This window comes from Bradyrhizobium sp. B120, assembly GCF_049075665.1.
Taxonomy (GTDB): domain Bacteria; phylum Pseudomonadota; class Alphaproteobacteria; order Rhizobiales; family Xanthobacteraceae; genus Bradyrhizobium.
This window is the reverse complement of sequence record NZ_CP185242.1, coordinates 5,664,603-5,686,240: the sequence shown is the minus strand read 5'-3', so window position 1 is coordinate 5,686,240 and position 21,638 is coordinate 5,664,603. Positions and strand designations below refer to the sequence as shown.

Annotated in this window: 26 protein-coding genes; 14 read left to right on the top strand and 12 right to left on the bottom strand. The window is 64.2% G+C overall.

Going from position 1 to position 21,638, the window contains the following annotated elements; genetic code table 11:
- Positions 1-11: 11 nt before the first annotated feature.
- The 5 genes from fliR (at position 12) to ACOIX3_RS26435 (ending at position 6,727) form a co-directional block, all read left to right on the top strand.
- Positions 12-782 (top strand): flagellar biosynthetic protein FliR, encoded by a 771-nt coding sequence (gene fliR / locus ACOIX3_RS26455; protein ID WP_092115392.1) that lies wholly within the window; start codon positions 12-14, stop codon positions 780-782.
- 115 nt (positions 783-897) lie between these two features.
- Positions 898-1,971 (top strand): flagellar biosynthesis protein FlhB, encoded by a 1,074-nt coding sequence (gene flhB, locus ACOIX3_RS26450; protein WP_342728077.1) that lies wholly within the window; start codon positions 898-900, stop codon positions 1,969-1,971.
- A gap of 141 nt (positions 1,972-2,112) precedes the next feature.
- Positions 2,113-4,692 (top strand): cell cycle histidine kinase CckA, encoded by a 2,580-nt coding sequence (cckA, locus tag ACOIX3_RS26445; RefSeq protein WP_420971799.1) that lies wholly within the window; start codon positions 2,113-2,115, stop codon positions 4,690-4,692.
- A gap of 247 nt (positions 4,693-4,939) precedes the next feature.
- On the top strand, positions 4,940-5,899 hold the full coding sequence (locus tag ACOIX3_RS26440) for a Tim44 domain-containing protein (protein WP_420964943.1): 960 nt from the start codon (positions 4,940-4,942) through the stop codon (positions 5,897-5,899).
- Between the two features lie 201 nt (positions 5,900-6,100).
- Positions 6,101-6,727 (top strand): lectin, encoded by a 627-nt coding sequence (locus ACOIX3_RS26435; protein WP_420971798.1) that lies wholly within the window; start codon positions 6,101-6,103, stop codon positions 6,725-6,727.
- Between the two features lie 163 nt (positions 6,728-6,890).
- On the opposite strand, the gene ACOIX3_RS26430 is transcribed toward ACOIX3_RS26435, so the two are convergent.
- On the bottom strand, positions 6,891-7,295 hold the full coding sequence (locus tag ACOIX3_RS26430; RefSeq protein ID WP_420971797.1) for a DUF3606 domain-containing protein: 405 nt from the start codon (positions 7,293-7,295) through the stop codon (positions 6,891-6,893).
- Positions 7,296-7,448: 153 nt separating this feature from the next.
- Between ACOIX3_RS26430 and ACOIX3_RS26425 the strand changes: the two genes are divergently transcribed.
- The gene (locus ACOIX3_RS26425) at positions 7,449-8,144 is read left to right on the top strand and encodes a glutathione S-transferase (protein ID WP_420964942.1); all 696 of its coding nucleotides are present in this window, start codon (positions 7,449-7,451) and stop codon (positions 8,142-8,144) included.
- Between the two features lie 139 nt (positions 8,145-8,283).
- On the opposite strand, the gene ACOIX3_RS26420 is transcribed toward ACOIX3_RS26425, so the two are convergent.
- Together ACOIX3_RS26420 and ACOIX3_RS26415 are read right to left on the bottom strand one after the other, a co-directional pair.
- Positions 8,284-8,643 carry a GFA family protein gene (locus ACOIX3_RS26420; protein ID WP_420964941.1) on the bottom strand — a complete coding sequence of 120 codons (360 nt, stop codon included), beginning with the start codon at positions 8,641-8,643 and terminating at the stop codon, positions 8,284-8,286.
- A gap of 9 nt (positions 8,644-8,652) precedes the next feature.
- Complete coding sequence (locus ACOIX3_RS26415; RefSeq protein WP_420964940.1) at positions 8,653-9,327, bottom strand: methyltransferase family protein; 675 nt, start codon at positions 9,325-9,327, stop codon at positions 8,653-8,655.
- Between the two features lie 156 nt (positions 9,328-9,483).
- Between ACOIX3_RS26415 and ACOIX3_RS26410 the strand changes: the two genes are divergently transcribed.
- Both ACOIX3_RS26410 and ACOIX3_RS26405 read left to right on the top strand, forming a co-directional pair.
- Positions 9,484-9,810, top strand: coding sequence for an ArsR/SmtB family transcription factor (locus ACOIX3_RS26410; RefSeq protein WP_050421144.1), 327 nt, complete (start codon positions 9,484-9,486; stop codon positions 9,808-9,810).
- Positions 9,810-10,250 (top strand): SRPBCC family protein, encoded by a 441-nt coding sequence (locus tag ACOIX3_RS26405; protein WP_420964939.1) that lies wholly within the window; start codon positions 9,810-9,812, stop codon positions 10,248-10,250. The genes ACOIX3_RS26410 and ACOIX3_RS26405 overlap by 1 nt, the downstream gene beginning before the upstream one ends.
- A gap of 4 nt (positions 10,251-10,254) precedes the next feature.
- Here ACOIX3_RS26405 and ACOIX3_RS26400 read toward each other — a convergent pair whose 3' ends face one another.
- Both ACOIX3_RS26400 and ACOIX3_RS26395 read right to left on the bottom strand, forming a co-directional pair.
- Positions 10,255-10,698: a hypothetical protein gene (locus tag ACOIX3_RS26400; protein ID WP_420971796.1), complete on the bottom strand. Its 444-nt coding sequence runs from the start codon at positions 10,696-10,698 to the stop codon at positions 10,255-10,257.
- 123 nt (positions 10,699-10,821) lie between these two features.
- Positions 10,822-11,139: a Kazal-type serine protease inhibitor family protein gene (locus tag ACOIX3_RS26395; RefSeq protein WP_229169836.1), complete on the bottom strand. Its 318-nt coding sequence runs from the start codon at positions 11,137-11,139 to the stop codon at positions 10,822-10,824.
- 233 nt (positions 11,140-11,372) lie between these two features.
- Between ACOIX3_RS26395 and ACOIX3_RS26390 the strand changes: the two genes are divergently transcribed.
- Complete coding sequence (locus ACOIX3_RS26390; protein WP_298377254.1) at positions 11,373-13,025, top strand: fumarate hydratase; 1,653 nt, start codon at positions 11,373-11,375, stop codon at positions 13,023-13,025.
- A complete protein-coding gene (locus tag ACOIX3_RS26385; RefSeq protein ID WP_420964938.1) occupies positions 13,022-13,696 on the top strand; it encodes a DUF429 domain-containing protein in 675 nt (224 codons plus the stop codon). Before ACOIX3_RS26390 ends, ACOIX3_RS26385 begins: the two co-directional genes overlap by 4 nt.
- A gap of 9 nt (positions 13,697-13,705) precedes the next feature.
- Here ACOIX3_RS26385 and ACOIX3_RS26380 read toward each other — a convergent pair whose 3' ends face one another.
- The 4 genes from ACOIX3_RS26380 to ACOIX3_RS26365 all read right to left on the bottom strand — a co-directional run bounded on the left by ACOIX3_RS26380 (position 13,706) and on the right by ACOIX3_RS26365 (position 16,972).
- Positions 13,706-14,002 (bottom strand): hypothetical protein, encoded by a 297-nt coding sequence (locus ACOIX3_RS26380; RefSeq protein ID WP_092115378.1) that lies wholly within the window; start codon positions 14,000-14,002, stop codon positions 13,706-13,708.
- 79 nt (positions 14,003-14,081) lie between these two features.
- Positions 14,082-14,636: an inner membrane-spanning protein YciB gene (locus ACOIX3_RS26375; protein ID WP_223970279.1), complete on the bottom strand. Its 555-nt coding sequence runs from the start codon at positions 14,634-14,636 to the stop codon at positions 14,082-14,084.
- Between the two features lie 58 nt (positions 14,637-14,694).
- Positions 14,695-15,270, bottom strand: coding sequence for a hypothetical protein (locus tag ACOIX3_RS26370; RefSeq protein WP_420964937.1), 576 nt, complete (start codon positions 15,268-15,270; stop codon positions 14,695-14,697).
- A gap of 298 nt (positions 15,271-15,568) precedes the next feature.
- Entirely contained in the window at positions 15,569-16,972 is a 1,404-nt protein-coding gene (locus tag ACOIX3_RS26365) for a carotenoid oxygenase family protein (protein ID WP_420964936.1), read from the bottom strand.
- Between the two features lie 113 nt (positions 16,973-17,085).
- On the opposite strand from ACOIX3_RS26365, the gene ACOIX3_RS26360 reads away from it, so the two are divergent.
- Complete coding sequence (locus ACOIX3_RS26360; RefSeq protein ID WP_420964935.1) at positions 17,086-17,808, top strand: TetR/AcrR family transcriptional regulator; 723 nt, start codon at positions 17,086-17,088, stop codon at positions 17,806-17,808.
- A 25-nt stretch (positions 17,809-17,833) separates the two neighbouring features.
- On the opposite strand, the gene ACOIX3_RS26355 is transcribed toward ACOIX3_RS26360, so the two are convergent.
- Positions 17,834-18,436, bottom strand: coding sequence for a hypothetical protein (locus ACOIX3_RS26355; protein ID WP_420964934.1), 603 nt, complete (start codon positions 18,434-18,436; stop codon positions 17,834-17,836).
- A 165-nt stretch (positions 18,437-18,601) separates the two neighbouring features.
- Between ACOIX3_RS26355 and ACOIX3_RS26350 the strand changes: the two genes are divergently transcribed.
- Together ACOIX3_RS26350 and ACOIX3_RS26345 are read left to right on the top strand one after the other, a co-directional pair.
- Positions 18,602-19,243 (top strand): SET domain-containing protein, encoded by a 642-nt coding sequence (locus ACOIX3_RS26350; protein ID WP_420964933.1) that lies wholly within the window; start codon positions 18,602-18,604, stop codon positions 19,241-19,243.
- 449 nt (positions 19,244-19,692) lie between these two features.
- Positions 19,693-20,157 carry a cupin domain-containing protein gene (locus ACOIX3_RS26345; RefSeq protein ID WP_375789060.1) on the top strand — a complete coding sequence of 155 codons (465 nt, stop codon included), beginning with the start codon at positions 19,693-19,695 and terminating at the stop codon, positions 20,155-20,157.
- Positions 20,158-20,272: 115 nt separating this feature from the next.
- On the opposite strand, the gene ACOIX3_RS26340 is transcribed toward ACOIX3_RS26345, so the two are convergent.
- Both ACOIX3_RS26340 and ACOIX3_RS26335 read right to left on the bottom strand, forming a co-directional pair.
- Positions 20,273-20,578 carry a DUF6522 family protein gene (locus ACOIX3_RS26340; RefSeq protein ID WP_420964932.1) on the bottom strand — a complete coding sequence of 102 codons (306 nt, stop codon included), beginning with the start codon at positions 20,576-20,578 and terminating at the stop codon, positions 20,273-20,275.
- Positions 20,575-21,009: an RrF2 family transcriptional regulator gene (locus tag ACOIX3_RS26335; protein WP_420964931.1), complete on the bottom strand. Its 435-nt coding sequence runs from the start codon at positions 21,007-21,009 to the stop codon at positions 20,575-20,577. Before ACOIX3_RS26335 ends, ACOIX3_RS26340 begins: the two co-directional genes overlap by 4 nt.
- An 84-nt stretch (positions 21,010-21,093) precedes the next feature.
- On the opposite strand from ACOIX3_RS26335, the gene ACOIX3_RS26330 reads away from it, so the two are divergent.
- Positions 21,094-21,636 (top strand): group III truncated hemoglobin, encoded by a 543-nt coding sequence (locus ACOIX3_RS26330; protein ID WP_420964930.1) that lies wholly within the window; start codon positions 21,094-21,096, stop codon positions 21,634-21,636.
- Positions 21,637-21,638 lie beyond the last annotated feature (2 nt).

Below are 21,638 nucleotides of genomic sequence, written 5' to 3'. Positions count from 1 at the left end.
ATGCCGCGGTCATGCGCATCGATGTCTCCCTGCTTCCGGCGCTGGCCGCAATCTTCGTGCTGGTGTTCGCGCGCGTGGGCGCGATGGTGATGCTGCTGCCCGGTTTCGGCGAGAGCAACATCCCGGCACGGGTCAAGCTGTCGATCGCGCTGCTGCTGACGCTGATCATCCTTCCCCTGCATCGCAACGCCTATCATGTCGACCTGACGTCGATCTCCTCGCTCGGCGTCCTGATGGTGCATGAGCTGATCATCGGCATCGTGCTCGGCGCGACCGCGCGGGTAACGCTGTCGGCGCTCAACGTCGCGGGCTCCGTGATTGCGCAGCAGCTCGGGCTCGGCTTCGTCACCGCCGTCGACCCGACCCAGGGGCAGCAGGGCCAGATCGTCGGCAACTTCCTCACCATCCTCGGCCTGACGCTGCTGTTCGCCACCGACAGCCACTATCTCGTCATCGCGGCGCTTAGCGAAAGCTACCGCATCTTCTCGCCGGGCGAGATCATGCCGACCGGCGACGTCGCAGCGCTTGCGACGTCTGCGTTCTCCGCCGCCTTCAAGATCGGCCTGCAGCTGTCGGCGCCGTTCCTCGTGTTCGGCCTCGTCTTCAACATCGGGCTCGGCGTGCTGGCGCGGCTGATGCCGCAGATGCAGGTCTATTTCGTCGGCGTGCCGCTCTCGATCGTGGTCGGCTTCCTGATCTTCGGCGTCGTGCTGGCGGCGATGATGAATACCTATTTCGATTACTTCAACGGCGTCATGCGCCAACTCGCTCCAATGAATTGATGGGTTAGAGCGTTTTCGAGCGAAGTGGGAACCGGTTCGCGTGAAGAAAACGCGTCAAAAATAGGGGCCGCAGAACATGATGCGATCAAGTCGCATCATGTTCTAGGGAGAAGAGATGGCCGACGATACCGAAGACAAAACAGAAGACCCTACGCAAAAACGTCTCGATGACGCTCTTGAGAAAGGCGACGTCGTCAAGAGCCAGGAGGTCAACACCTGGTTCATCATCGCCGGCGCCACGCTGGTGCTGTCGACCTTCTCGGGCTCGATCGGCGGCGGCATCTTAATGCCCCTGCGCAATCTGATCGCCAATTCATGGATGATCCGCACCGACGGTGCAGGCCTGCTGCAACTGACCCAGACGCTTGGCTACGCGGTGGTCGCCGCGATCGGCGTGCCGTTCCTGATGCTGGCGCTGGCCGCGATCGCCGGCAACATGATCCAGCATCAGCTGGTGTGGTCGGGCGAGCAGCTCAAGCCGAAATTCTCCAAGATCTCGCCTGCGGCCGGCTTCAAGCGGCTGTTCGGCAAGCAGGCGGTGGCGAACTTCCTGAAAGGCCTGTTCAAGCTGATCGCGCTCGGCGTCGTGATGGTCATGGTGCTGTGGCCCGATCGGCTGCGGATGGAATCGTTCCTGCGGGTCGATCCGGCCGAGCTGCTGCCCGCCATCACCGGCATGACGGTGCACCTGCTGGCGGCGGTGGTCGCCCTCCTCGCCGTGGTTGCGATCGCCGACTACTTCTTCCAGTACCGGACCTGGTACGAGCGTCACAAGATGTCGCTGCAGGAGATGAAGGAGGAGTTCAAGCAGTCGGAAGGCGACCCACACGTCAAGGGCAGGATCAAGCAGTTGCGGGTCCAGCGCGCCAAGAAGCGCATGATGGCCCAGGTTCCGAAGGCCTCGGTGATCATCACCAACCCGACCCACTATTCGGTGGCGCTGGCCTATGACCGCAGCATGTCGGCGCCGATCTGCGTCGCCAAGGGCGTCGACAGCCTCGCCTTCAAGATCAGGGAGATCGCCAAGGAGCACGACATTCCGATCGTGGAGAACGTGCCGCTGGCCCGGGCGCTCTATGCGACCGTCGAAATCGACAAGGAAATCCCGGTCGAGCACTACCATGCGGTTGCCGAAATCATCGGCTACGTGATGCGGCTGAGGCGCGGCCTGTCCGGCCTGCGCCAGTAAGGGGCGGAAAACCGCTTGAAATGCGCGTAACTTGCGAAATTGCCGCCTGATGGACTTGCGTTTTCGGGTCCGATTCAGGCACTCAGGGGCGAGGTGGCCGGCCGGTCGCCTTCGTGATGCAGACGAGCCATGTCTCTCCAGATGACCGCCGATAGCAACGAACCTCCCGCGACCGAGCCGTTCGTGGCTCACGGGCCAGCGCGGCGGAGCGGCAGTATCCTGCTGGTGCTCCTGATCGCCACCGGCATCGTCGCGGTGGCCGTCTGGCTCATGACCATCGGCCGGACCCAGGCGCAGCCCTATATCCTGTTTGTGCTGGCGCTGCTCGCCACCGTCGGGCTGTTCAACCTGTTCGCCCTTGCCGCCGGCATCATCCGCTTCTCCGACCGCACGAGCGACGACCCGGTGATGGGCCGGATCGCCGACCACGCCCATGAAGGGCTCGTCGTCACCGATTCCCGCGGCCACGTGGTCTATTCCAACGCCGCCTATCTCACGCTGACCGGTGCGGCCGGCCCGCAGGACGTCCGCCCCGTCGAACGTGTCTTCATCGGCAACCCCGACGTCTCCGAGGCGGTGTTCCGCCTCCTGAAGGCGGCGCGCGAGGGCAAGCGGCAGCAGGAAGAGGTCCGCGTCGCCGGGCACGAGGCCGGGCAAGGTGGTGGCCAAGGCCGCTGGCTGCGGCTCAGGGTCCGCCCGCTCGGCGAGGGCAAGCGCGACGCGAGATATGCGGTGTGGTCGATCGCCGACGTCACGCGCGACCGCGAGCGCCAGGAAGACGTGTTCCAGGAGCTGCGGCACGCGATCGAATATCTTGATCATGCGCCGTGCGGCTTCTTCTCGGTCAATCCGGCCGGCGAGATCGCCTATATTAACGCCACGCTGGCCAACTGGCTGGACTACGATCTCGCCGAGATCGGCTCGGGCGGCCTGAAGCTGACCGACATCGTCTCGGGCGACGGCGCGGCGCTGCTGACCTCGATCGCGGCGGTGCCCGGCGAGGTCAAGACCGAGGTGTTCGACATCGACCTGCGGATGCGCGGCGGCAAGACCGTGCCGGTGCGGCTCTATCACAAGCTCGCCTTCGGCGCCGACGGCGCGGCGGGCGCCTCGCGCACGCTGGTGATCAGCCGGGCCCGCGACGAGCATTCCGATCCGGAGCGCGCCGCCGAGGTGCGCTTCATGCGCTTCTTCGACCATACGCCGATGGCGATCGCGACCGTCGACCGCGGCGGCAATGTGGTCGGCGCCAATGCGCGCTATGCCAAGCTGGCGCAGGGGCTGAACGGCGACGGCGGCGCGGCCAAGTCGATCTTCCGCGCGGTCAACCCGCGCGACCGTGGCCTGTTGATCGCCGCGATCAACCAGGCTGCCGAGGGCCAGGGCGACATTGCGCCGGTCGAGGTGATGCTCGACGGGCCCAAGGAGCGCTCCGCCCAGTTCTTCGTCACCACCGTCGAGAAGGACGAGCGCGACGCCGAGACCGCGATCGTCTACATGCTCGAGACCACCGAGCGGCGCGCGCTGGAGAACCAGATCAACCAGTCGCAGAAGATGGAGATGGTCGGCCAGCTCGCCGGCGGCATCGCGCACGACTTCAACAACGTGCTGTCGGCCATCATGATGGCGAACGACTTCCTGCTGAACGCGCACAAGCCAACTGACCCGTCGTTCCAGGACATCATGCAGATCAAGCAGAACGCCACCCGCGCCGCGACGCTGGTGCGGCAGCTGCTTGCGTTCTCGCGCCGCCAGACGCTGCGGCCGCAGGTGCTCGATCTCGGCGATGCGCTCTCCGACCTCACCATGCTGCTGCGCCGGCTGATCGGCGAGAAGGTCAAGCTCGACCTCGTGCATGGCCGCGATCTGTGGCCGGTGAAGGTCGACGTCTCGCAGTTCGAGCAGGTGGTGGTCAATCTCGCGGTGAACGCGCGCGACGCGATGCCCGATGGCGGCAAGCTGATCATCCGCACCACCAACGTGCCGACCGAGGAAGCCGCGCAGCTCGCCAACAAGGGCATGCCGGCGGCGGACTATGTGAAGATCGAGATTTCGGACACCGGCACCGGCATTCCGCACGAGATCATCGACAAGATCTTCGAGCCGTTCTTCTCGACCAAGGAAGTCGGCAAGGGCACCGGCCTCGGCCTGTCCACGGTCTACGGCATCGTCAAGCAGACCGGCGGCTTCGTCTACGTCGATTCCGTGCCGGGCGGTGGCACCACGTTCCGGATCTATTTGCCGCGGCATCACCAGGAGCAGGAGGTTGCACCGGAGGCGCATGCCGGCAACGGCGCGGCCAAGGAGACTGCGACCGCAGATGCCGCCAAGCCGAAGCCGGATCTCACCGGGCAGGGCACCATCCTGCTGGTCGAGGACGAGGACGGCTTGCGCTCGCTCAATGCGCGCGGCCTGCGTTCGCGCGGCTACAGCGTGATCGAGGCGGCCAACGGCGTCGAGGCGCTGGAGGCGTTCGAGGAGAACAACGGCAAGGTCGATCTCGTCGTCTCCGACGTCGTGATGCCGGAGATGGACGGGCCGACGCTGCTGAAGGAAATGCGCAGCCGCAATGCGGAGCTGAAGATCATCTTCGTCTCGGGCTATGCCGAGGACGCCTTCGAGAAGAGCCTGCCGGAGAACCAGCAGTTCGCGTTCCTGCCGAAGCCGTTCACGCTGACGCAGCTGGTTGCCGCGGTGAAGGAAACCATGACGGCGAACTAGGCCCGGGTGACGAGCCATGATACTCCTTCGCCTCCCGCAGGGCAGGGGCAATGTTGCAATGCGGTCGCGGTTGAACCTGAGCCCCATCTCGCGCTAGGACGCGCTGTCGCATCCAGAAGGACCATAGTGTCACATCGCCGCGACCGAGGGCCGCAGCCGCGGTTCCCGTTTCCCGCTTCACTTTTATCGGGCCCTGCCCATGTTAGGGGCGTTTCCCCATGCCGGGGAATCCTTTGAGGAAACCAACATGAATTTCTCGCAACGCACGCGTGGAATTGTCCGGGCGATCGCCGTCGCGATGGCGCTGGCGCTGCCCCTGATGATGACCGTTTCGGCGGCCGACGCCCGCGTTGGCGGCGGCGGCTCGCGCGGCTCGCGGACATTCTCCGCGCCGCCCTCGACCAGCACCGCGCCGGGCTCGGTTGCTCCGATGAACCGTACTTTCAGCCAGCCTGGTAGCCCCAGCATGGGCTCGCCGGCGGCGGCGAATTCCGGCGGCCTGTTCGGCCGCGGCGGAATGGGTCGCGGCCTGCTCGGCGGCCTGGCCGCGGGCTTCCTTGGCGCCGGCCTGTTCGGCATGCTGTTCGGCGGCGGCCTGTTCTCGGGCCTCGGCGGCCTGTCGTCGATGCTCGGCCTGCTGCTGCAGATCGGTCTGATCGTGCTCGTGGTCCGGCTCGCAATGTCGTGGTGGCAGCGGCGCAATGCGCCGGCGGCCGCCTACGCGGGTGGCCCCGACGTCGGCCCCGGTCCGCAGGCCAATGCCCGTTCGGGCTTCGGCTTTGGCCTCGGCGGCGGATCGAACGCGCCGGTCGAGATCACACCTGGTGACTACGAGACGTTCGAGCGCTTGCTCGGCGACATCCAGGCCGCGTGGTCGAACGAGGACATCGCGAAGCTGCACACGCTCGCGACACCGGAAATGGTGTCGTACTTCTCGAAGGATCTCGAGGAGAACAAGGCGCGCAACGTCACCAACAAGACGTCCAACGTGAAGCTCTTGCAGGGCGATCTCGCGGAAGCCTGGCGCGAAGGCGACAGCGAATATGCGACGGTCGCGATGCGCTATTCGCTGGTCGACACCATGCTGGAGCGCGGCACCGGCCGTCAGGTCAGCGGCGGTCAGCCGGAGGAGGTCACCGAGGTCTGGACCTTCGTGCGCCAGCGCGGCGGCAATTGGGAGCTCTCGGCGATCCAGCAGACCAACTGATCGATTGCCTGACATGACAATACAAGGCGCCGCGGCATCAACCGCGGCGCTTTCGTTTTGTGGGCTTCATTCGCGTGTCGTGGCGGCGGAATATCCGGACAGGCCGCGGGTTGATGTCAGCGGGCTAAAGCAACCATTCGGGAGAACGAGATGAAGTTCACTGCGCATATCGCGGTTCCTGCCTGTCTTGCGTTCGTCGTCATGGCCGCGCCGCCGGCCGCGGCGCAGACCGCCGACACCAGCTTCTTCGTCACCAGCAACGGCATCGGCAATGGCGGCAATCTCGGCGGCCTCGCCGGCGCCGACAATCATTGCCAGACCCTGGCGCAGGCTGCGGGCTTCGGCGCGCCGAAGACATGGCGCGCCTATCTCTCGACCCAGGCGGCCGATGGCAAGGTAGCGGTGAACGCGCGCGATCGCATCGGCAAGGGCCCGTGGAAGAATGTGAAGGGCGTCGTGGTCGCCAAGGACGTCGCCGATCTGCACAGTGCGAGCAACAATCTCACCAAGCAGACCGCGCTGTCCGAAAAGGGTGAAGTCATCAACGGTGCCGGTGACACGCCGAACCGTCACGACGTGCTGACGGGATCGCAGGCAGATGGCACGGCGTATGCTGCCGGCGAGGACCGCACCTGCAAGAACTGGACAAGCAGCACGCAAGGCGCCGCCATGGTCGGGCATTTCGACCGCAAGGGACTGCGCGATGACGAGCCGTCAAAATCCTGGAACACGTCGCATCCTTCGCGCGGTCCTGACGGCGGCTGCTCGCAAGCCGATCTAAAGAGCACCGGCGGCGACGGCCTGCTGTACTGCTTCGCGGCGAACTGAGGAATAGCGAACGACCCTGAAAGCGCGTCATTGCGAGGAGCGACAGCGACGAAGCAATCCATCTTTCAGCGCACGCGGCGCGATGGATTGCTTCGCTTCGCTCGCAATGACGGGGATCGAGCAGCGCGATATTACTCACCGCCGCTCATGGTCCCGCGCCAGGTCAGCTCTTCTTGCGCTTGACGGTCTTCTTGACTGTCTTCTTGGCAGCCTTCTTTTTCTTCGCGGTTTTCTTCTTCGCGAAATGGGCCTCGACCTTCTTCGAGGAATGTCCGACCTCGGCCACCGCGGCCTTGAGGCGGGCAGGGGTCACCTTGAACTTCTTCGACCAGTAGCGGACCTCGTAGGGCTCGCTGATTGCGATCCGCGCGCGGTCGGCGGCCATGTGCCGCTGCTCCTTGAAATGGGCTTCCACCTTCTTGGCGGAATGCCCGACCTTCTTGACGGCGGCCTTGAGCTTTGCCGGTGTGACCTTGAACTTCTTGGACCAGTACGCAACTTCGTAGGACTCGCTCAACGCGATCAGAGCGCGATCTTGTGCGCCCCGCTTCTTCTTGTTGTCCGCCATAAGTTGATCCTTCATCGAAGATTCGACGCTGGAACCTTAGCAGTCTCCGCGCAGTTCGGACAGACGCGCGGTACGCGGTGGACGATCTGACCACACCACGGCTACGATCACCGTGAACCGAAGCGATGCCGTGAAGTTTGTGGAGGTAAGTGCATGCACTATCAGCTTTACTACTGGCCGATGATCCAGGGCCGCGGCGAATATGTCCGCCTCGCGCTCGAGGATGCGGGCGCTGAATATACCGATGTCGCGCGCACCGGCGCCATGATGAAGATGATGGAGGCGCGCAAAGGCACGCCGCCCTTCGCGCCGCCGTTCCTCAAGGCCGGCCAACTCGTGATCGGACAGACCGCCAACATCCTGCTCTATCTCGGCGCGCGCCATGGCCTCGCGCCGAAGGCGGAGGCGGGAAAGCTCTGGGTGCACGAGTTGCAGCTGACGATTGCGGACTTCGTGCTGGAGATCCACGATACCCATCACCCACTCGGTCCGTCGCTGTATTACGAGGACCAGAAGGCGCCGGCGAAGAAGCGTACGGAAGAGTTCTGGAAATCGCGGGTGCCGAAATATCTCGGCTATTTCGAGGATCTTGTGCGGGCCAATGGCGGCGGCTTCGTCACCGGACGCCGATTGACCTACGCCGACCTGTCGCTGTTCCAGATCGTTGAAGGCCTGCGCTACGCCTTTCCGAAGCGGACGGCCGCATTCGAGAAGAAGGTCCCACGCCTGATCGCACTGCGCGATCGCGTCGCCGAGCGGCCGAACATCAAGACCTATCTAGCAAGCGAGCGGCGGATTCCGTTCAACGAGGAGGGGATCTTCCGGCGCTACAAGGCGCTGGATTTGTAGGCCCGTCATTCCGGGGCGCGCTAAGCGCGAGCCCGGAATCCATAACCACGATCGTGAGTATGGATTCCCCGATGCGCAATTGCGCATCTGTGGCCTGCGCCTTCGGCGCATCCCGGAATGACGAAGGGTGGATAGGAAACTACCGGCTCTTCCCATCCACCGGCGTCATCGCGATCTTCGACAGGTCGATGCCGTCGATGCAGTTGATATTGAGTGCCACGATGTCGGTACCATCGGGCTTCTTGCCGCGCGCGAACACGTCGACGCCGCAATCGACGCAGAGCTGGTGGCGGATCGCATGGCGGTTGAACAGATATTCCTTCAGGTTCTCGGCGCCGGCGCGAAGCTGGAAGCTCGATGGCGGCATGAACACGAAGTGCAGGCCCTTCTTGGTGCAGATCGAGCAGTTGCAGGCGGTCACCATGGCCATGTCGGTGGTGCATTCGAAGCGGACCTGGCCGCAATGGCAGCCGCCGGTGTAGGTCTTGCTCTCTGCCATGATGGTCCCTCACCACAGTCCGGGCACGAGGCGATAGCGCACCCGTGCCGCGTAATCGGCATAGCCTGACAACCCCGCCATCAGCGTGCGCTCCTCGATCCCGGTGCGGAACGCGAACATCGCGAAGAACACCGGCGCGAAAGCAAGGCCCCACCAGGAGCCGAGCGTCAGCGGCACGCCGATGAAGAATAGCATTACGCTCGCATACATTGGATGGCGGACCAGCGCGTAGGGACCGGTCGAGATCACGTGATGGTCGCGTTCGGTCTGCACCTTCACGACCGGCGCCGCGAACGAATTGGTGCGGAACACCCACAGGATCAGCGCGGTCGAGGCCAGATACAGCACGAGGCCAAGCACGATCAGCAGCACGCCGGCATTGGCGCCGCCAAAGCGGCGATCGAGGCCCATCGCGACGAACCACAGCACGGCAATGACAAGGAACACCAGCATGAATCGCTTGTCCTCGGCGGGCTGGCCTTCGCGCGCGGTAAGCCGCATGCGCTCGGCCAGCAGGCCGGGATCGACCTTGGCCAGCCACAGCCCGCAGCCCGGGCCGATCAGCGCCGAGGCGATCAGGTAAGCCCACGCGCCGGGCCAGTGCAGCGTGCCGGCGAAGCCAAACAGCAGCGCGGCCATGGCGAGGACGAAGAGGGTGTTCTGCAGGAGGAGCTTTGCGATCATGGGCGGGCTCCGTGATTCCAGCCGCGATTATCGCACCCTTTTTCCGGCAAACCTGCGACCGCAGTCATCAACTTTCCGAGCAGGCGAGGTGTTCCTGCGCTGCGACTTCGTGGTCTCTGCATTGACAATCGTATAAGCAATTGCTTATATATTTTTATGACCGCCGCCATGCAGCTGACCAATGTGCTCAAGACCCTCGCCGACCCGACGCGGCGGGCGGTGTTCGAGCGGATCATCCGGGAAGGGGAGATTGCCGCGACCGGGCTGGTGCAGGGCTCCAAGGTGTCGCAGCCGGCGGTGTCGCAGCATCTGCGCGCGCTGCGCGATGCCGGCCTCGTCGCCGAGCGGCGCGAGGGCCGGCACATCCATTATCGCGTCGCGCCGAAGGGGCTCAGCCCGCTGATCGACTGGCTCGGCCATTACGAGACGTTCTGGGCCGAGCGCTTCGCAAATCTGGAACGGCTGTTGAAGGAGAGTGAGTGATGGGTGAGACGCACGCGATCACGGTCGAGAAGGTGCTGCCTTATGCCGCCGACAGGATCTGGCGGACGCTGACCACGAGCGAATTGCTGATGAAATGGCTGATGCCGAACGATTTCCAGCCGAGCGTCGGACACAAGTTCAACTTCCGCACCAAGCCGATCGGCGACTGGGACGGCGTCGTGCATTGCGAGGTGCTGGATTGCGATCCGCCGCGCCTGCTGCGCTATTCCTGGAAGGGGGGCGCCGACACCAATCCGGAATTCGGCTCGAAGCTCGACTCGGTCGTCACCTGGACGCTGACGCCGGTCGCGGGCGGCACGCAGGTCCGCATGGTGCATGACGGCTTCGTCTTCCCCGGCAACCGCTACGCCTTCGACATGATGAGCCCAGGCTGGGGCAAGATCGTCGATGCGATCGGACGGGTCGCCGCGGAAGCCTGACGGATCACTCGTTCTTGCCGCGCCGGACCGTGATCGAGGCGTCGGTCCGGTTGCGCGTGCATTCGAGGTTGAGGCGGCGATAGCGCATCGTGATGGTGTTGCCGCGCAGGATGCCCATGCGCTTCAGGCAGCGCGAGGTGCCGGTGGCGGCGTCATCCTTCGGCACGGTGAAGACCAGTGCGGTGGCGGAGCCGACCAGGTTGAAGAACTCGGGCTTCATCTTGCGATCGGTCTTGGCAAAGAGCTCGATCGAATAGTCCTTGCCGCGGCAGCCGAGCGACAATTCCTTCGCCGCCGGATGTGTGAGGTATGTGATGTTGGCGGCGCTGAAATTGACCTTCAGCCCGTCGATCTGGCCGGCGAGCTGCTTGGCGATGTCCTCGCAGGGATCGGCATGTGCTGGCGCTGCGGCGAGGGTCGTCGCCAGCGCGATCAGCGCGGCCGGCATGAAAGAGCGGATGCTCAAGGCAAAGCGTCGGCGCAACGATGCTGTCACGAAATACCCCCGCGGTATGAAAATACGCGACGCTACATGCAGGCTCCCGCGCAGCGCGTCAATATGGCCGGTTCGTCAGGATGCGCACTTGCCGTCCTGCGCCTTGGAGGCTCCGGCGGCGCGGCGCTCGCAATCATTGCCATAGGTCTTGCCGTCGCAGCCGCACACCGGCTTGAAAATCTTGTTGCAGATCGTCGGCCGGAACGCGCAGGTGCCGGTCTGGTCGGCCCGGCCGCATTGTCCCGGCTTGAACTGGCAGAACTGGCCGCTACGGCTGCATTGAACGCCGGCAAGGCCGCCGCACGGTCTGCCGAGGCGGGCCGCATCGGCGCCGGTCGGGACCGCGATCAACAAGGCCAGCGCCGCGAACCAGATCAAAAGCGCTGTCTTCATGATGGTCTCCCGATGGCTTCCTTGGCGGTTTCTCGGATCGCTGAGGCGTTGTGGCAACCAGAGATTACGGAGGGATGAAACATAGCACGCGGATTGCCGGTCCCGCGCATGGCTGGAAGGCGGCCGGCTTCCCTTTCCTTTGTCCGAAAAAGGCTTAGAACGGCTCTACATTCCGGCGGCCGCACGGCCGGACCGGCCTTACGAACCCGACCTGCAAGCCCAAAGAGCAGCTCATGAACGCCCCCTCAGCCTTCCCCGACCAGAAGCCCGTTCCGCCCTACAAGCACACCCCGCTGTTCCCGCTGGGTGCCGACACCACACCCTACAAGAAGGTGACGAGCGAGGGCGTCCGGGTCGAGAAGGTGCTGGGCAAGGACATGCTGGTGGTGTCGCGCGAGGCGCTGCGGGCGCTGTCCGAGGCCGCCTTCGGTGACATCAACCACTATCTGCGGCCGGGCCATCTGAAGCAGCTGCGCTCGATCCTCGAGGACAAGGAAGCGAGCGACAACGACAAGTTCGTTGCGTTCGACTTCCTGAAGAACGCCAACATCGCCGCCGGTGGCGTGCTGCCGATGTGCCAGGACACCGGCACCGCGATCATCATGGGCAAGAAGGGCTGCAACGTCATCACCGACGGCGACGACGAGGCCGCGCTCTCCGAAGGCGCGCGCGACGCCTATCTGCGCCGTAATCTGCGCTACTCGCAGGTAGCTCCCTTGTCGATGTACGAGGAGAAGAACACCGCCAACAACATGCCGGCACAGTGCGAGATCTACGCCGAGGGTGACGATGCCTACAAGTTCATGTTCATGGCGAAGGGCGGCGGCTCGGCCAACAAGAGTTTCCTGTTCCAGGCGACGCCCTCGGTGCTGACCAGGGACCGGCTGCTTGCGTTCCTGAAGGAGAAGGTGCTGACGCTCGGCACCGCGGCCTGTCCGCCGTACCACCTCGCCATCGTGATCGGCGGCACCTCGGCCGAGCTCTGCATGAAGACCGTGAAGCTCGCTTCCGCGCGCTATCTCGACGCGCTGCCGACCCATGGCTCGGCCGACGGCAACGCGTTCCGCGATCTCGAGATGGAGCAGGAAATCCTCAAGATGACGCAAAGCTTGGGGGTAGGCGCGCAGTTCGGCGGCAAGTATTTCTGCCACGACGTCCGCGTGATCCGCATGCCGCGCCACGGCGCCTCGCTGCCGATCGGCCTCGGCGTCTCCTGCTCGGCGGACCGTCAGGTGCTCGGCAAGATCACCAAGGACGGCGTCTATCTCGAGGAGCTCGAGCACAATCCGGCGCAGTATCTGCCTGCGGTCGAGCAGTCGCTCGGCGGCGATGTCGTCAAGATCGATCTCAACCAGCCGATGAAGGATATCCTCGCGACGCTGTCGCAATATCCGATCAAGACCCGCGTCTCGATGACCGGCACCATGATCGTGGCGCGCGACTCCGCCCACGCCAAGCTGCGCGAGCGGCTGGAGAAGGGCGAGCCGCTGCCGGACTATTTCAAGAACCATCCGGTGTACTACGCCGGCCCCGCCAAGACGCCCGATGGCTACGCCTCCGGCGCGTTCGGCCCGACCACCGCCGGCCGCATGGATTCGTTCGTCGACCAGTTCCAGGCCGCGGGCGGATCGATGGTGATGGTCGCCAAGGGCAACCGCGCGGTCGCGGTGCGCGAGGCCTGCAAGAAGCACGGCGGCTTCTATCTCGGCTCGATCGGCGGCGCGGCAGCGAACCTCGCCGAGCACTGCATCAAGAAGGTCGAGGTGGTCGAGTATCCCGAGCTCGGCATGGAAGCGATCTGGCGTATCGAGGTGGTCGACTTCCCGGCCTTCATCATCATCGATGACAAGGGCAACGACTTCTTCAAGGAATTGAACCTGGGTTGATTGCGGTCGGCCTCGACGGATTTTCCAGAGGCTGGGTCGCCGTCAGCATCGACGGCGACCGGCGCGCGCTTTCCTTTCACGGCGACATTGCGGACGCGCTGACGCGTCCGTTCGATCGCGCCGGGATCGATATCCCGATCGGCATGACCGATGACGGCAAGCGCGATTGCGACCTGCTTGCCCGCGAGCGGCTGCGCCCGCACACCTCACGCGTTTTCACCGGCGCGCGGCGCTGGCTGTGGCTGGAGTTTGACGATCCCGATGCGGCGAACCGTGAAGCGCTGCGCCGCGGCCAGACCCGCGTCTCGCGCCAGCTCTGGCATCTCGGCAACAAGATCATGGAGGTCGACACGTTCGTCCGCGCCAACGCCGCGCGCGACATCCGCGAGGTGCATCCCGAGCTGGTGTTCCTGCGGTTGAACGGCGGCAAGCCGTTGCCGCGCAAGAAGTCGGAGGAGGGCGATGCGCTCCGCCGCAAGCTCTTGAAGCGCGCCGGCTTTAGCGAGATCGATCGCTGGCTGACCGAAGCGCGGATCGGCACCGGCGCGAAGCGCGACGATGTGCTTGACGCCTGCGCGGTGGCGCTGGCCGCTCATGAACCAAGCGGCTGCGTTCCCGGGGGACCGCAGCCGCTGGATGCGCATGATCTGCCGATGCAGATCTGGTTCTAAATTGAAGGGTTACGCCCGGGTGCCGGTGAAGGGGAAGCTGCCCATCGGGCCGATGCCCATCTCGCCGGAGATGCCGTCGCCTGCGACCGTGCCGGAGAATTCGAGCGTCAGCGGCATTGGATTGGTGATGGAGACCTTCCAGGCGACGCTGTCGCCGTTCACGGTGCCGTCGAAGATTTCGGTGGAGTTGCCCTCGGCGCCCTGCGTGCCGGTGAGCGTGCCGCCCGAGCTCGCCAGCGACAAGGTCGCCTTGCGCTCGCCCATCGGCGTCGTCATGGTCAAATTCCAGTTTCCGTCCACCGCCATTGATGTCTCCCCTCCGGTAAAAAAGCGTGCGCGGGTATAGCCTATCTTGGCGCGCGCGCCTAGTTCGCGGCTGCGGCGATCAGGCGCGGGCGGCGGCGCGCAGCCGGTTGCCGACCAGGAAGCGGAAAGCGACGTACTGGATCGCGAAGGCGGCAATCTTGGCGCCGACCAGCACCACCGACACGTAGAACGCCCACAGCTTCATGTCGCCGGTCGCCGCGATCGCGATGGTGCCGGCGGCGAGGATGAACATCAGCCCGGCCCAGGCGTAGCCGGCGAGGGTGGCGTATTCCGGAATGGTCTCGGTCACGATCGGCGGCAGATAGCGCAGCATCCAGCCGCGCTTGAGCATGATCGCGCCGATCGCGATGTGGCCGATCGCAGGCTTCGCCAGCACGAAGCGCGGATCGTTGGTGAGCAGCGTCGCGCCGCCAAGCACGATCACCAGTCCAAGGCTCGCCCAGGTCATGTAGCCGAGCGCCTGTCCCTTGACGCGCGCATAGACCACTTGCGCAATCGCACCCACGATCGCAACAGCGGTGGCGATCAGGACATTGTCGGTGGCGAGATAGACCACCAGGAACACGATGGTGGAGAGGAAGTCGCTCGCGAGCCTGGCAAATACGCTCTTCATCGTCGTGGTTTCCGTTTCCTCAGGCAGGATGATCGCTGTGATGTTGTTGTTGCAGCGTCTAGCGTGATGGCAGCGCGCCGGCCGGCGGCGTCCCGTACTTGGCCGCGCGATATTGCGGATACCAGCGGGTGAAGCCCACCGCGGCATTGCGCGCGGCGAAGGCGATCAAGAGGCCGGTCCACAGCGGCAGGGCCGGCACATAGAGCACCGCGATGTTGCCGATCAACATCAACAGCGTCGCGGCGGTCCAGGCTCCGGTGATCAGGTAGTTGGCATAGAGGAAGCCCGGCTGCTTCGCGATCTCGGCATCGACCTGCTCGAGCGCATATTGCCGCGTGAAGGGATGGCCGATCAGGATCGTGGTGAATGACACCAGCAGGATGCCGGCATCGACGGCGATCTTCACCGCGATGGTGCTTGGCGTCGGATCGACGAAGGTGAGGTAGCTGCCGACCGCGGTGAACACGATCACCGAACCGACGCCGAGGATCTTGATGCTGCGGCCGCGCGCGATGTCGAACGCGATGACGCCAAGGCAGATCAGTGCGGCGGCGAGCAAACTCACCGTGGCCGAGGTCACCAGCATCAGCGTGGCAAAGGCGCCGTAGGGAGCGAGGATCAGGAAGATCGTCATTGGGAGCCTCGAAGGCTGATCTTTACACCGTAAAGATACCCTAGAGGCGGGCAGAGGGGGCGTCAAGCGAAATCTTTACAGTGTCAAAATCGTGATGCGATCTCAAGAAAGTGAGTGAATCCAGATTGATGCTTAAGCGGTCGTGGGTCGTTCCTTATATCGCCAGCCGTCAGGGCCGGGCTTGTCCCGGCCATCCACGTCTTTCGTTCAAGAACCAACAAATACGTGGATGCCCGGGACAAGCCCGGGCATGACGAGCGGGGGGACTGCGTATTCTTACGTCTGGAGTGACGCGCGCCTACTCCGCCCCCACCCAATTGCCGTGGAATCCATCCGGCACGCGGTGGCCGAGATGGACCAGCGCGGTCGGACCCGCCTCGACATCCTGTGCGTTGAACACGGCGAGGTCGCTGCGGTTTTCGCGGGCGCGCCAGACCGCGGCGAGCAGCCAGCCGTCGCCCTCGGCGGCGCCCGAGCCGCGCTCGACGAAGACAGGCTCGGAGATCGTGTCGCCGGCCGGCAAGAGATACTTGCCGAGCCGCTTGCCCGCGCCGTCGACATGCACGATGCCGGACAGCGCGCCGGCCAGCGGCATGTCAGGGTCGGTGCTTGCGTGCCAACCGTGGCTATTCCTGAAACCGGCGCGGCGGTCGTCGATGCGCGGGAATTCGCCGGTCAGATCGTTGAGATAGGTTTGGGTGAAGCTGTCGGTATTCCCCGCCAGATCAAAGCTCCAGCGGCACAGCCGGGCGCTCGATTTCTTCTCATCCGTCGGCGAGCCGTCGGGGTGGGTGAACAGCGGCGGCTCCTCGTACTGCATCACGTCGGCGACGATGCGGTTGCCATCTTCCCACGCGTTCATGACGTGGAAGACATAGCAGTTCTCGGCGCGGAACCAGACCAGATCGTTGGCTGAGCCGTTGCGCTTCATGACGCCGACATAGGCGCCTTTTCCCGGCTCCCAGGCGTAGGGCGGCTTGCCGCGCATCGCGCGTTCCATGCTGCCGGTGATGGGCAGGATCGGAAACAGCACGTGGTTCTCGGTGACGATGAAGTCGTGCACCATGCTGGCAAAGGGCGCGTCGAAGCGTTCGAACCGCGTCACCACGCCGGACGAATTGACCGCGCCATACGACAGCGCCGGCGTCAGAGGACCGGCGGCGTTGTAGCCGAAGAACACCATCTCGCCGGTGACCGGATCGATCTTGGGATGCGCGGTGAAGGGGCCCGATATCGCGCCCTTGTAGTCGCAATAGCCGAGGCGGTCGAGCGTGCCGGGATCGATCTCGGTCGGCAGATGGCCTTCCTCGAGCGCGAGCAGGCGGCCGGCGTGGAAGATGATGTTGGTGTTGGCGACGCCGCTGTCGGTGAGGGTCGTTTCCGGCGCATCAGGCAGCTTGCGGCCGAAGCCGCCGAACAGCGCGCGTCCGGCGTCGTGCTCGGCCTGCCATTTCGGGGTGCGTACCCAGCGATTGCGATAGCTGGCGCGGCCGTTCTCGAGATGGAAGGCGTGCAGCATGCCGTCACCGACGAACCAGTGCGCGCCCGGCACATTGAACTGCGGATTGGGGCCGTTGCGGTACAGCGTGCCGTTCAGCTCGCGCGGCAATTCGCCTGTGATCTTCAGAAACGGCGCGTCGGCTTCAAATGGAATCGGCGCCAGATTGCTTCGCGCCGTGTTGGATGTGACCTGATCGAGCATTCCGCATCTCCCTGCATTATAATCTTTACACCGTAAAGATATCAGTAGGAGTGACGCCGCCGATCGTCAAGCAAAATCTTTACAGTGTAAAAATTGCGACATATAAGGGCCGCATGGCAAGATTATCCAAAGAAAACAAGGCGACTCGTCCAGCGCGGGCTCCGGGGCGCCGGGTTGCGCGTGCCGCCGATCGCTCGGCACCACGGCGCCGGACCAATGACACGCCGTATCATCATGGCGATCTGCATGAAGCGCTATTGAAGGCCGCCGAGCGCGTGCTCGAGCGTGACGGACTGGCCGGACTGACACTGCGTGCGGTGGCGCGCGAGGCCGGCGTGTCGCACGCCGCGCCCACGCATCATTTCGGCGATCTCACCGGATTGCTCAGTGAGCTCGCGGCGATCGGCTTCCGGCAATTCGGCCAGGCGATGGCAGCGGCGGACGCTTCGGCGTCGACACCGCCCGAAAAGGGAGTGGCGAGCGCCAAGGCTTATGTCGCCTATGCGCAGGCGCATCCCGGCATGTATGGGCTGATGTTCCGCAGCGAGCGGCTCGATCATGAGCGGCCGTCGCTGCACGAGGCGTCCGAGGCGTCGTTCGCCGGGCTGACCCGCGGCGTCGGCGCCAGCCGACATGAGCAGATTTCCAAGGAGCAGCTTACGTTGGACCAGGCGGCAGCGATCGCGTCGGCCTGGTCGCTGGTGCATGGCTTTACCATGCTGCTGCTCGACGGCCGCCTCAAGACGATTCTGGATCGGTCGCCCGAGGGCACATCAGTGGAAGCGTTGTTGACCGCGATGCTGCGTTTGTCTGCGGGCCGCTCAGCGCGGCCGTAACCGATATGGCGCCTGCGGCGGCGTTCTAGCGTTTGGTCAGCGACGTCGAGCGGCCGCTCTGTCCGATCGTCTTCACCGGGTCCGCGCCGCATTTGAAGTCGCGGGCGAAATCGTCGGCGGCCTGCCGCGCCAGCGCGTTGGCGTTGGGGTTAGCGGCAACGTCGACATAGGCGACGTGACAGACCTCGCCCGGCGGTAGCCGCGTCACGGCGAGCATCGCCCGCGACACCGGGCCGCCGCGCTTGTCCTGCTCGCTGCTGTCGGCGATCTGCCAGCGCTGGATGATCGCGAAGGGCTTGCCGCCGGCGGCACGCCATTCGACCGTATCGCCGGTCGAGCTGAACGGGCCGAACCAGGCCTGCGCCGCCGGTTCCCTGGCTGCTGCCGCGCGGTTTCGGCCCACCGAGACCACTTCGCGCAGATCGCCCTCGCTGATCAGCACCACAAGGCCGGATTTCCCCGGGCAGACCCGCGTGGCGCTGCCGTCGTCCTCGTTGGGCTTGCCGATCATCCGGCAGGCCTTCGGCGCGGTCGACGTATAGAAGCTGCTGATCGTTTGGGCGCCAGCCTGACCGGGATTTGCGCTGGCGAGCGCCACAATGATTGTTGCAAAAGCAGGGTATTTCATCGGGGGAAACCTGCGATCCGGACGTTACTTTGTGTCTGACATATGCAATCTGGGGAAGGTTCAACAGACACGCGGGAAACACCTGACAGGCGCGCGGAATCGTCCTAGAAGGGCGGCTTCGCAACTTCTGTCGCGTGCACCTTGCGTGCCTTAGCCTCGATCGTCATGCCCGCATCATCATCGCAAAAGCCCTATCGTGTCGGCCGTTCCCGTACTGGCCTTGGCCTTTTCGCCACCAAGCCGATCAAGAAAGGCACCAAGATCATCCGTTATTTCGGGCCGTTGCTCGACTCGAAGAAGAAGGATGAGGACGCGATCGAGAACAAATATCTGTTCGAGCTCACCAACCGATGGACCATCGACGGCTCGATCCGCGAGAACGTCGCCCGCTACATCAACCACGCCTGCCGGCCGAACGCGGAATCCGACGTCAAGCCGCGCAAGCGCAAGGTGTTCATCCGCGCCATCAAGGACATCGAGCCGGGCGACGAGATCAACTACGATTACGGAACCGACTATTTCAAAGCCTATCTGAAGCCGATCGGCTGCAAGTGCGATGCCTGCGAGAAGAAGCGCAAGAAGAAGCGCGCGGAGGCGAGGGCGGAGCGGCTGCGGCTGAAGGAAAAGGCCGAGCGGAAAGCCCAGCGCGAGGCCGAGAAGCTCGCCGAGCAACGGGCCAAAGCCAGGGCAAAGAAGACGAACGGCGCCAAGGCAAATGGCAAGCTGAACGGCACGCAACTGAACGGTCATTCTCTCGTCAAGGCTGCCGCCCCGAAGCGGGGCGCCGCGCGGGTGCTCCAAGCCTGACGCCGCGCTCCGGAATCGGGGCGTGTACTCATAACGTCTTGCGCGGCGAGATCGACTACGTCGCCTCGCGCCGATGCACTGACCCGCGAGGCATCCGGTCCGGCGATTGGCTGCTATACGTCCCAACGATGGACGGCCAAATTGGGCCCATCGACTTCCGATCGGGGGCAAAGCCAGCAATGCTGTGACCAGGACCTCTACCCATAAAGGCGCAGACGTCAGCTTCGGACCGCCAAGCGAAATCTTACGATCAGCCAGAGCATTACCGCTCGGGACCCTGACCCGACATCACTCTTTTGCTCCCTTTGGTGCCACGGCGGCGTCGCGTACGCTATCGCGAGCTGCCGTGAAGCGAGAGGTGCCGAGGTGCTCGCTTGGGGATTGGGCAGTGATCATCTTGCAAGCAGTAGCACTCTGAAAAATGGAGCAATCATCGTAGGGAGGACCTCATGAAAAAGCTTCTGACTTTGGCAGCCTTGATCGCACTGACGGGTTCGGCGCTGGCGCAAGATGCCGGAACCATCGTCAAACCAGATGCTCTGACGTGGAAGGAAAATCCGAACGTTCCGAAGGGTGGCCAGGTCGCGCTCCTGGCAGGCGATCCAACGAAAGCTGGCAGCGTGGTGGTTCAGCGCGTCAAGATTCCTCCCCACTATAAACTTCCGCCGCACACTCATCCCTATGCCGAGACCGTCACGGTGATCAGCGGTAGCGTCGGCTGGGGCATGGGCGAAAAGTTTGACCCTGCCAAAGGCGAGATGGTCAAGGCGGGTGCCTTGGAGATAATGCCGGCGAAGCACGCTCATTATGTTTGGACGGAAAACGAGGAGGCGATCCTCCAGATTCAATTCACCGGCCCAGGAGGCATCGACTACATCGATCCGGCTGATGATCCGCGCAAGAAGACGCATTGAAGCATTGAGGTCCGCTCCGCCATCAGGGGCACAGCGGACCTCATACGCGTCCTGACTGCGGCACGGGTTATGATGGGTACACGCCCGAAGCACGAGGTTCCTGACCTCTGCGCCCCTATAAGTGCACGCCCCAGCCGCCGGGCTTGCGCGCCGATGCGGGCAGCGGGGCGTCGCCGAAATCGAGCGTCGAGCGTTGGAGGATAGTGCCGCGCTCGTCGATGACAAGGCGGAAACGGCGGTGTTCCGAGAAGAAGGTCAACCGATGTCGACCGGCATCGTTGTCGACCCCGCGTTCCGACAGCGTCGTGATTTTGCCGGATCGCATTTGGTCCTGTAGCAGCGGCACAGTGATGCCGAGGCCGTCGGCGACGATATCGGCATCGACCTCGAACGTGCTGTCAGTGAATGCGATCGTCGTCATGATGCCCTTGCAGGATGACGCGCCGGACGCGCGAGGTAGGCGCATTCGGCGAGCGTGGTTCCGTCGAGTTCGCGCATGAAGGCCTCGCGGGCCGCCGCGAGCCTCGCCTTCAGGCGGCAGCGCGGCAGCAGCACGCATTCTCCGCCATCATCCCTGAAACATTCGACCAGCGCGCTGCCGCCTTCGAGCGCGCGCACCACCTCGCCGAGCGTGATCGCCTGCGGGGCGCGCGCCAGCGAAAAACCGCCGCCTGCGCCGCGCTGGGTCGCGATGAAGCCGGCCTCAGCGAGGTCGCGCACCACCTTGGCGAGATGGTTGCGCGAAATGCCGAACTCGGCCGCGATCTCGTTGGTCGCGAATGAGCGGTCCGGCTCACCGGCCAGCCGCATCAGCGCGCGCAGCGCAAAATCCGTAAATGATGTCAGGCGCATGGAAGCCCTTTGAAATCGGCACTTGGCGGAGCCACCGTAGCAGTCTAAATAGGTATTTAAAATACCTATTTAGGATGTGAGCGAATGACGGCAGCAGAACGCCGCGAGGAGATCACCGCCGAGATCGTCGCGCGGACCGGGATCACCGAGGCCATGATCGAGCGCCTGGTGCACGGCTTCTACGCCAAGGTCCGCAAGGACCCGATGATCGGGCCGGTGTTCGAGGCCAGGATCACCCATTGGGAGCCGCATCTGGCCCAGATGTGCGCGTTCTGGTCGTCGGTCGCGCTGATGACCGGGCGCTATCACGGCACGCCGATGGTCAAGCACATGAAGCTGCCGGTCGATGCCGCGCATTTCGATCGCTGGCTCGAACTGTTCGAGGCGACGGCACATGAACTGTGCCCGCCGGTCGCAGCGCTTCATTTCATCGAGCGCGCGCGGCGCATCGCCTCGAGCCTCGAGATGGGCGTCGCCAGCGGGCAGGGCGTGATGCTTGGGGTTGGCGAGAGATATCGAAGAAATTCTCCGTCATTCCGGGGCTCGCCAACGGGTCGGCGCGGAGCGCCGCCCGATGACAGGTTCGCGCCAAGAGGCGCGCCCCGGAATGACGAGGTTGAGCAATGACG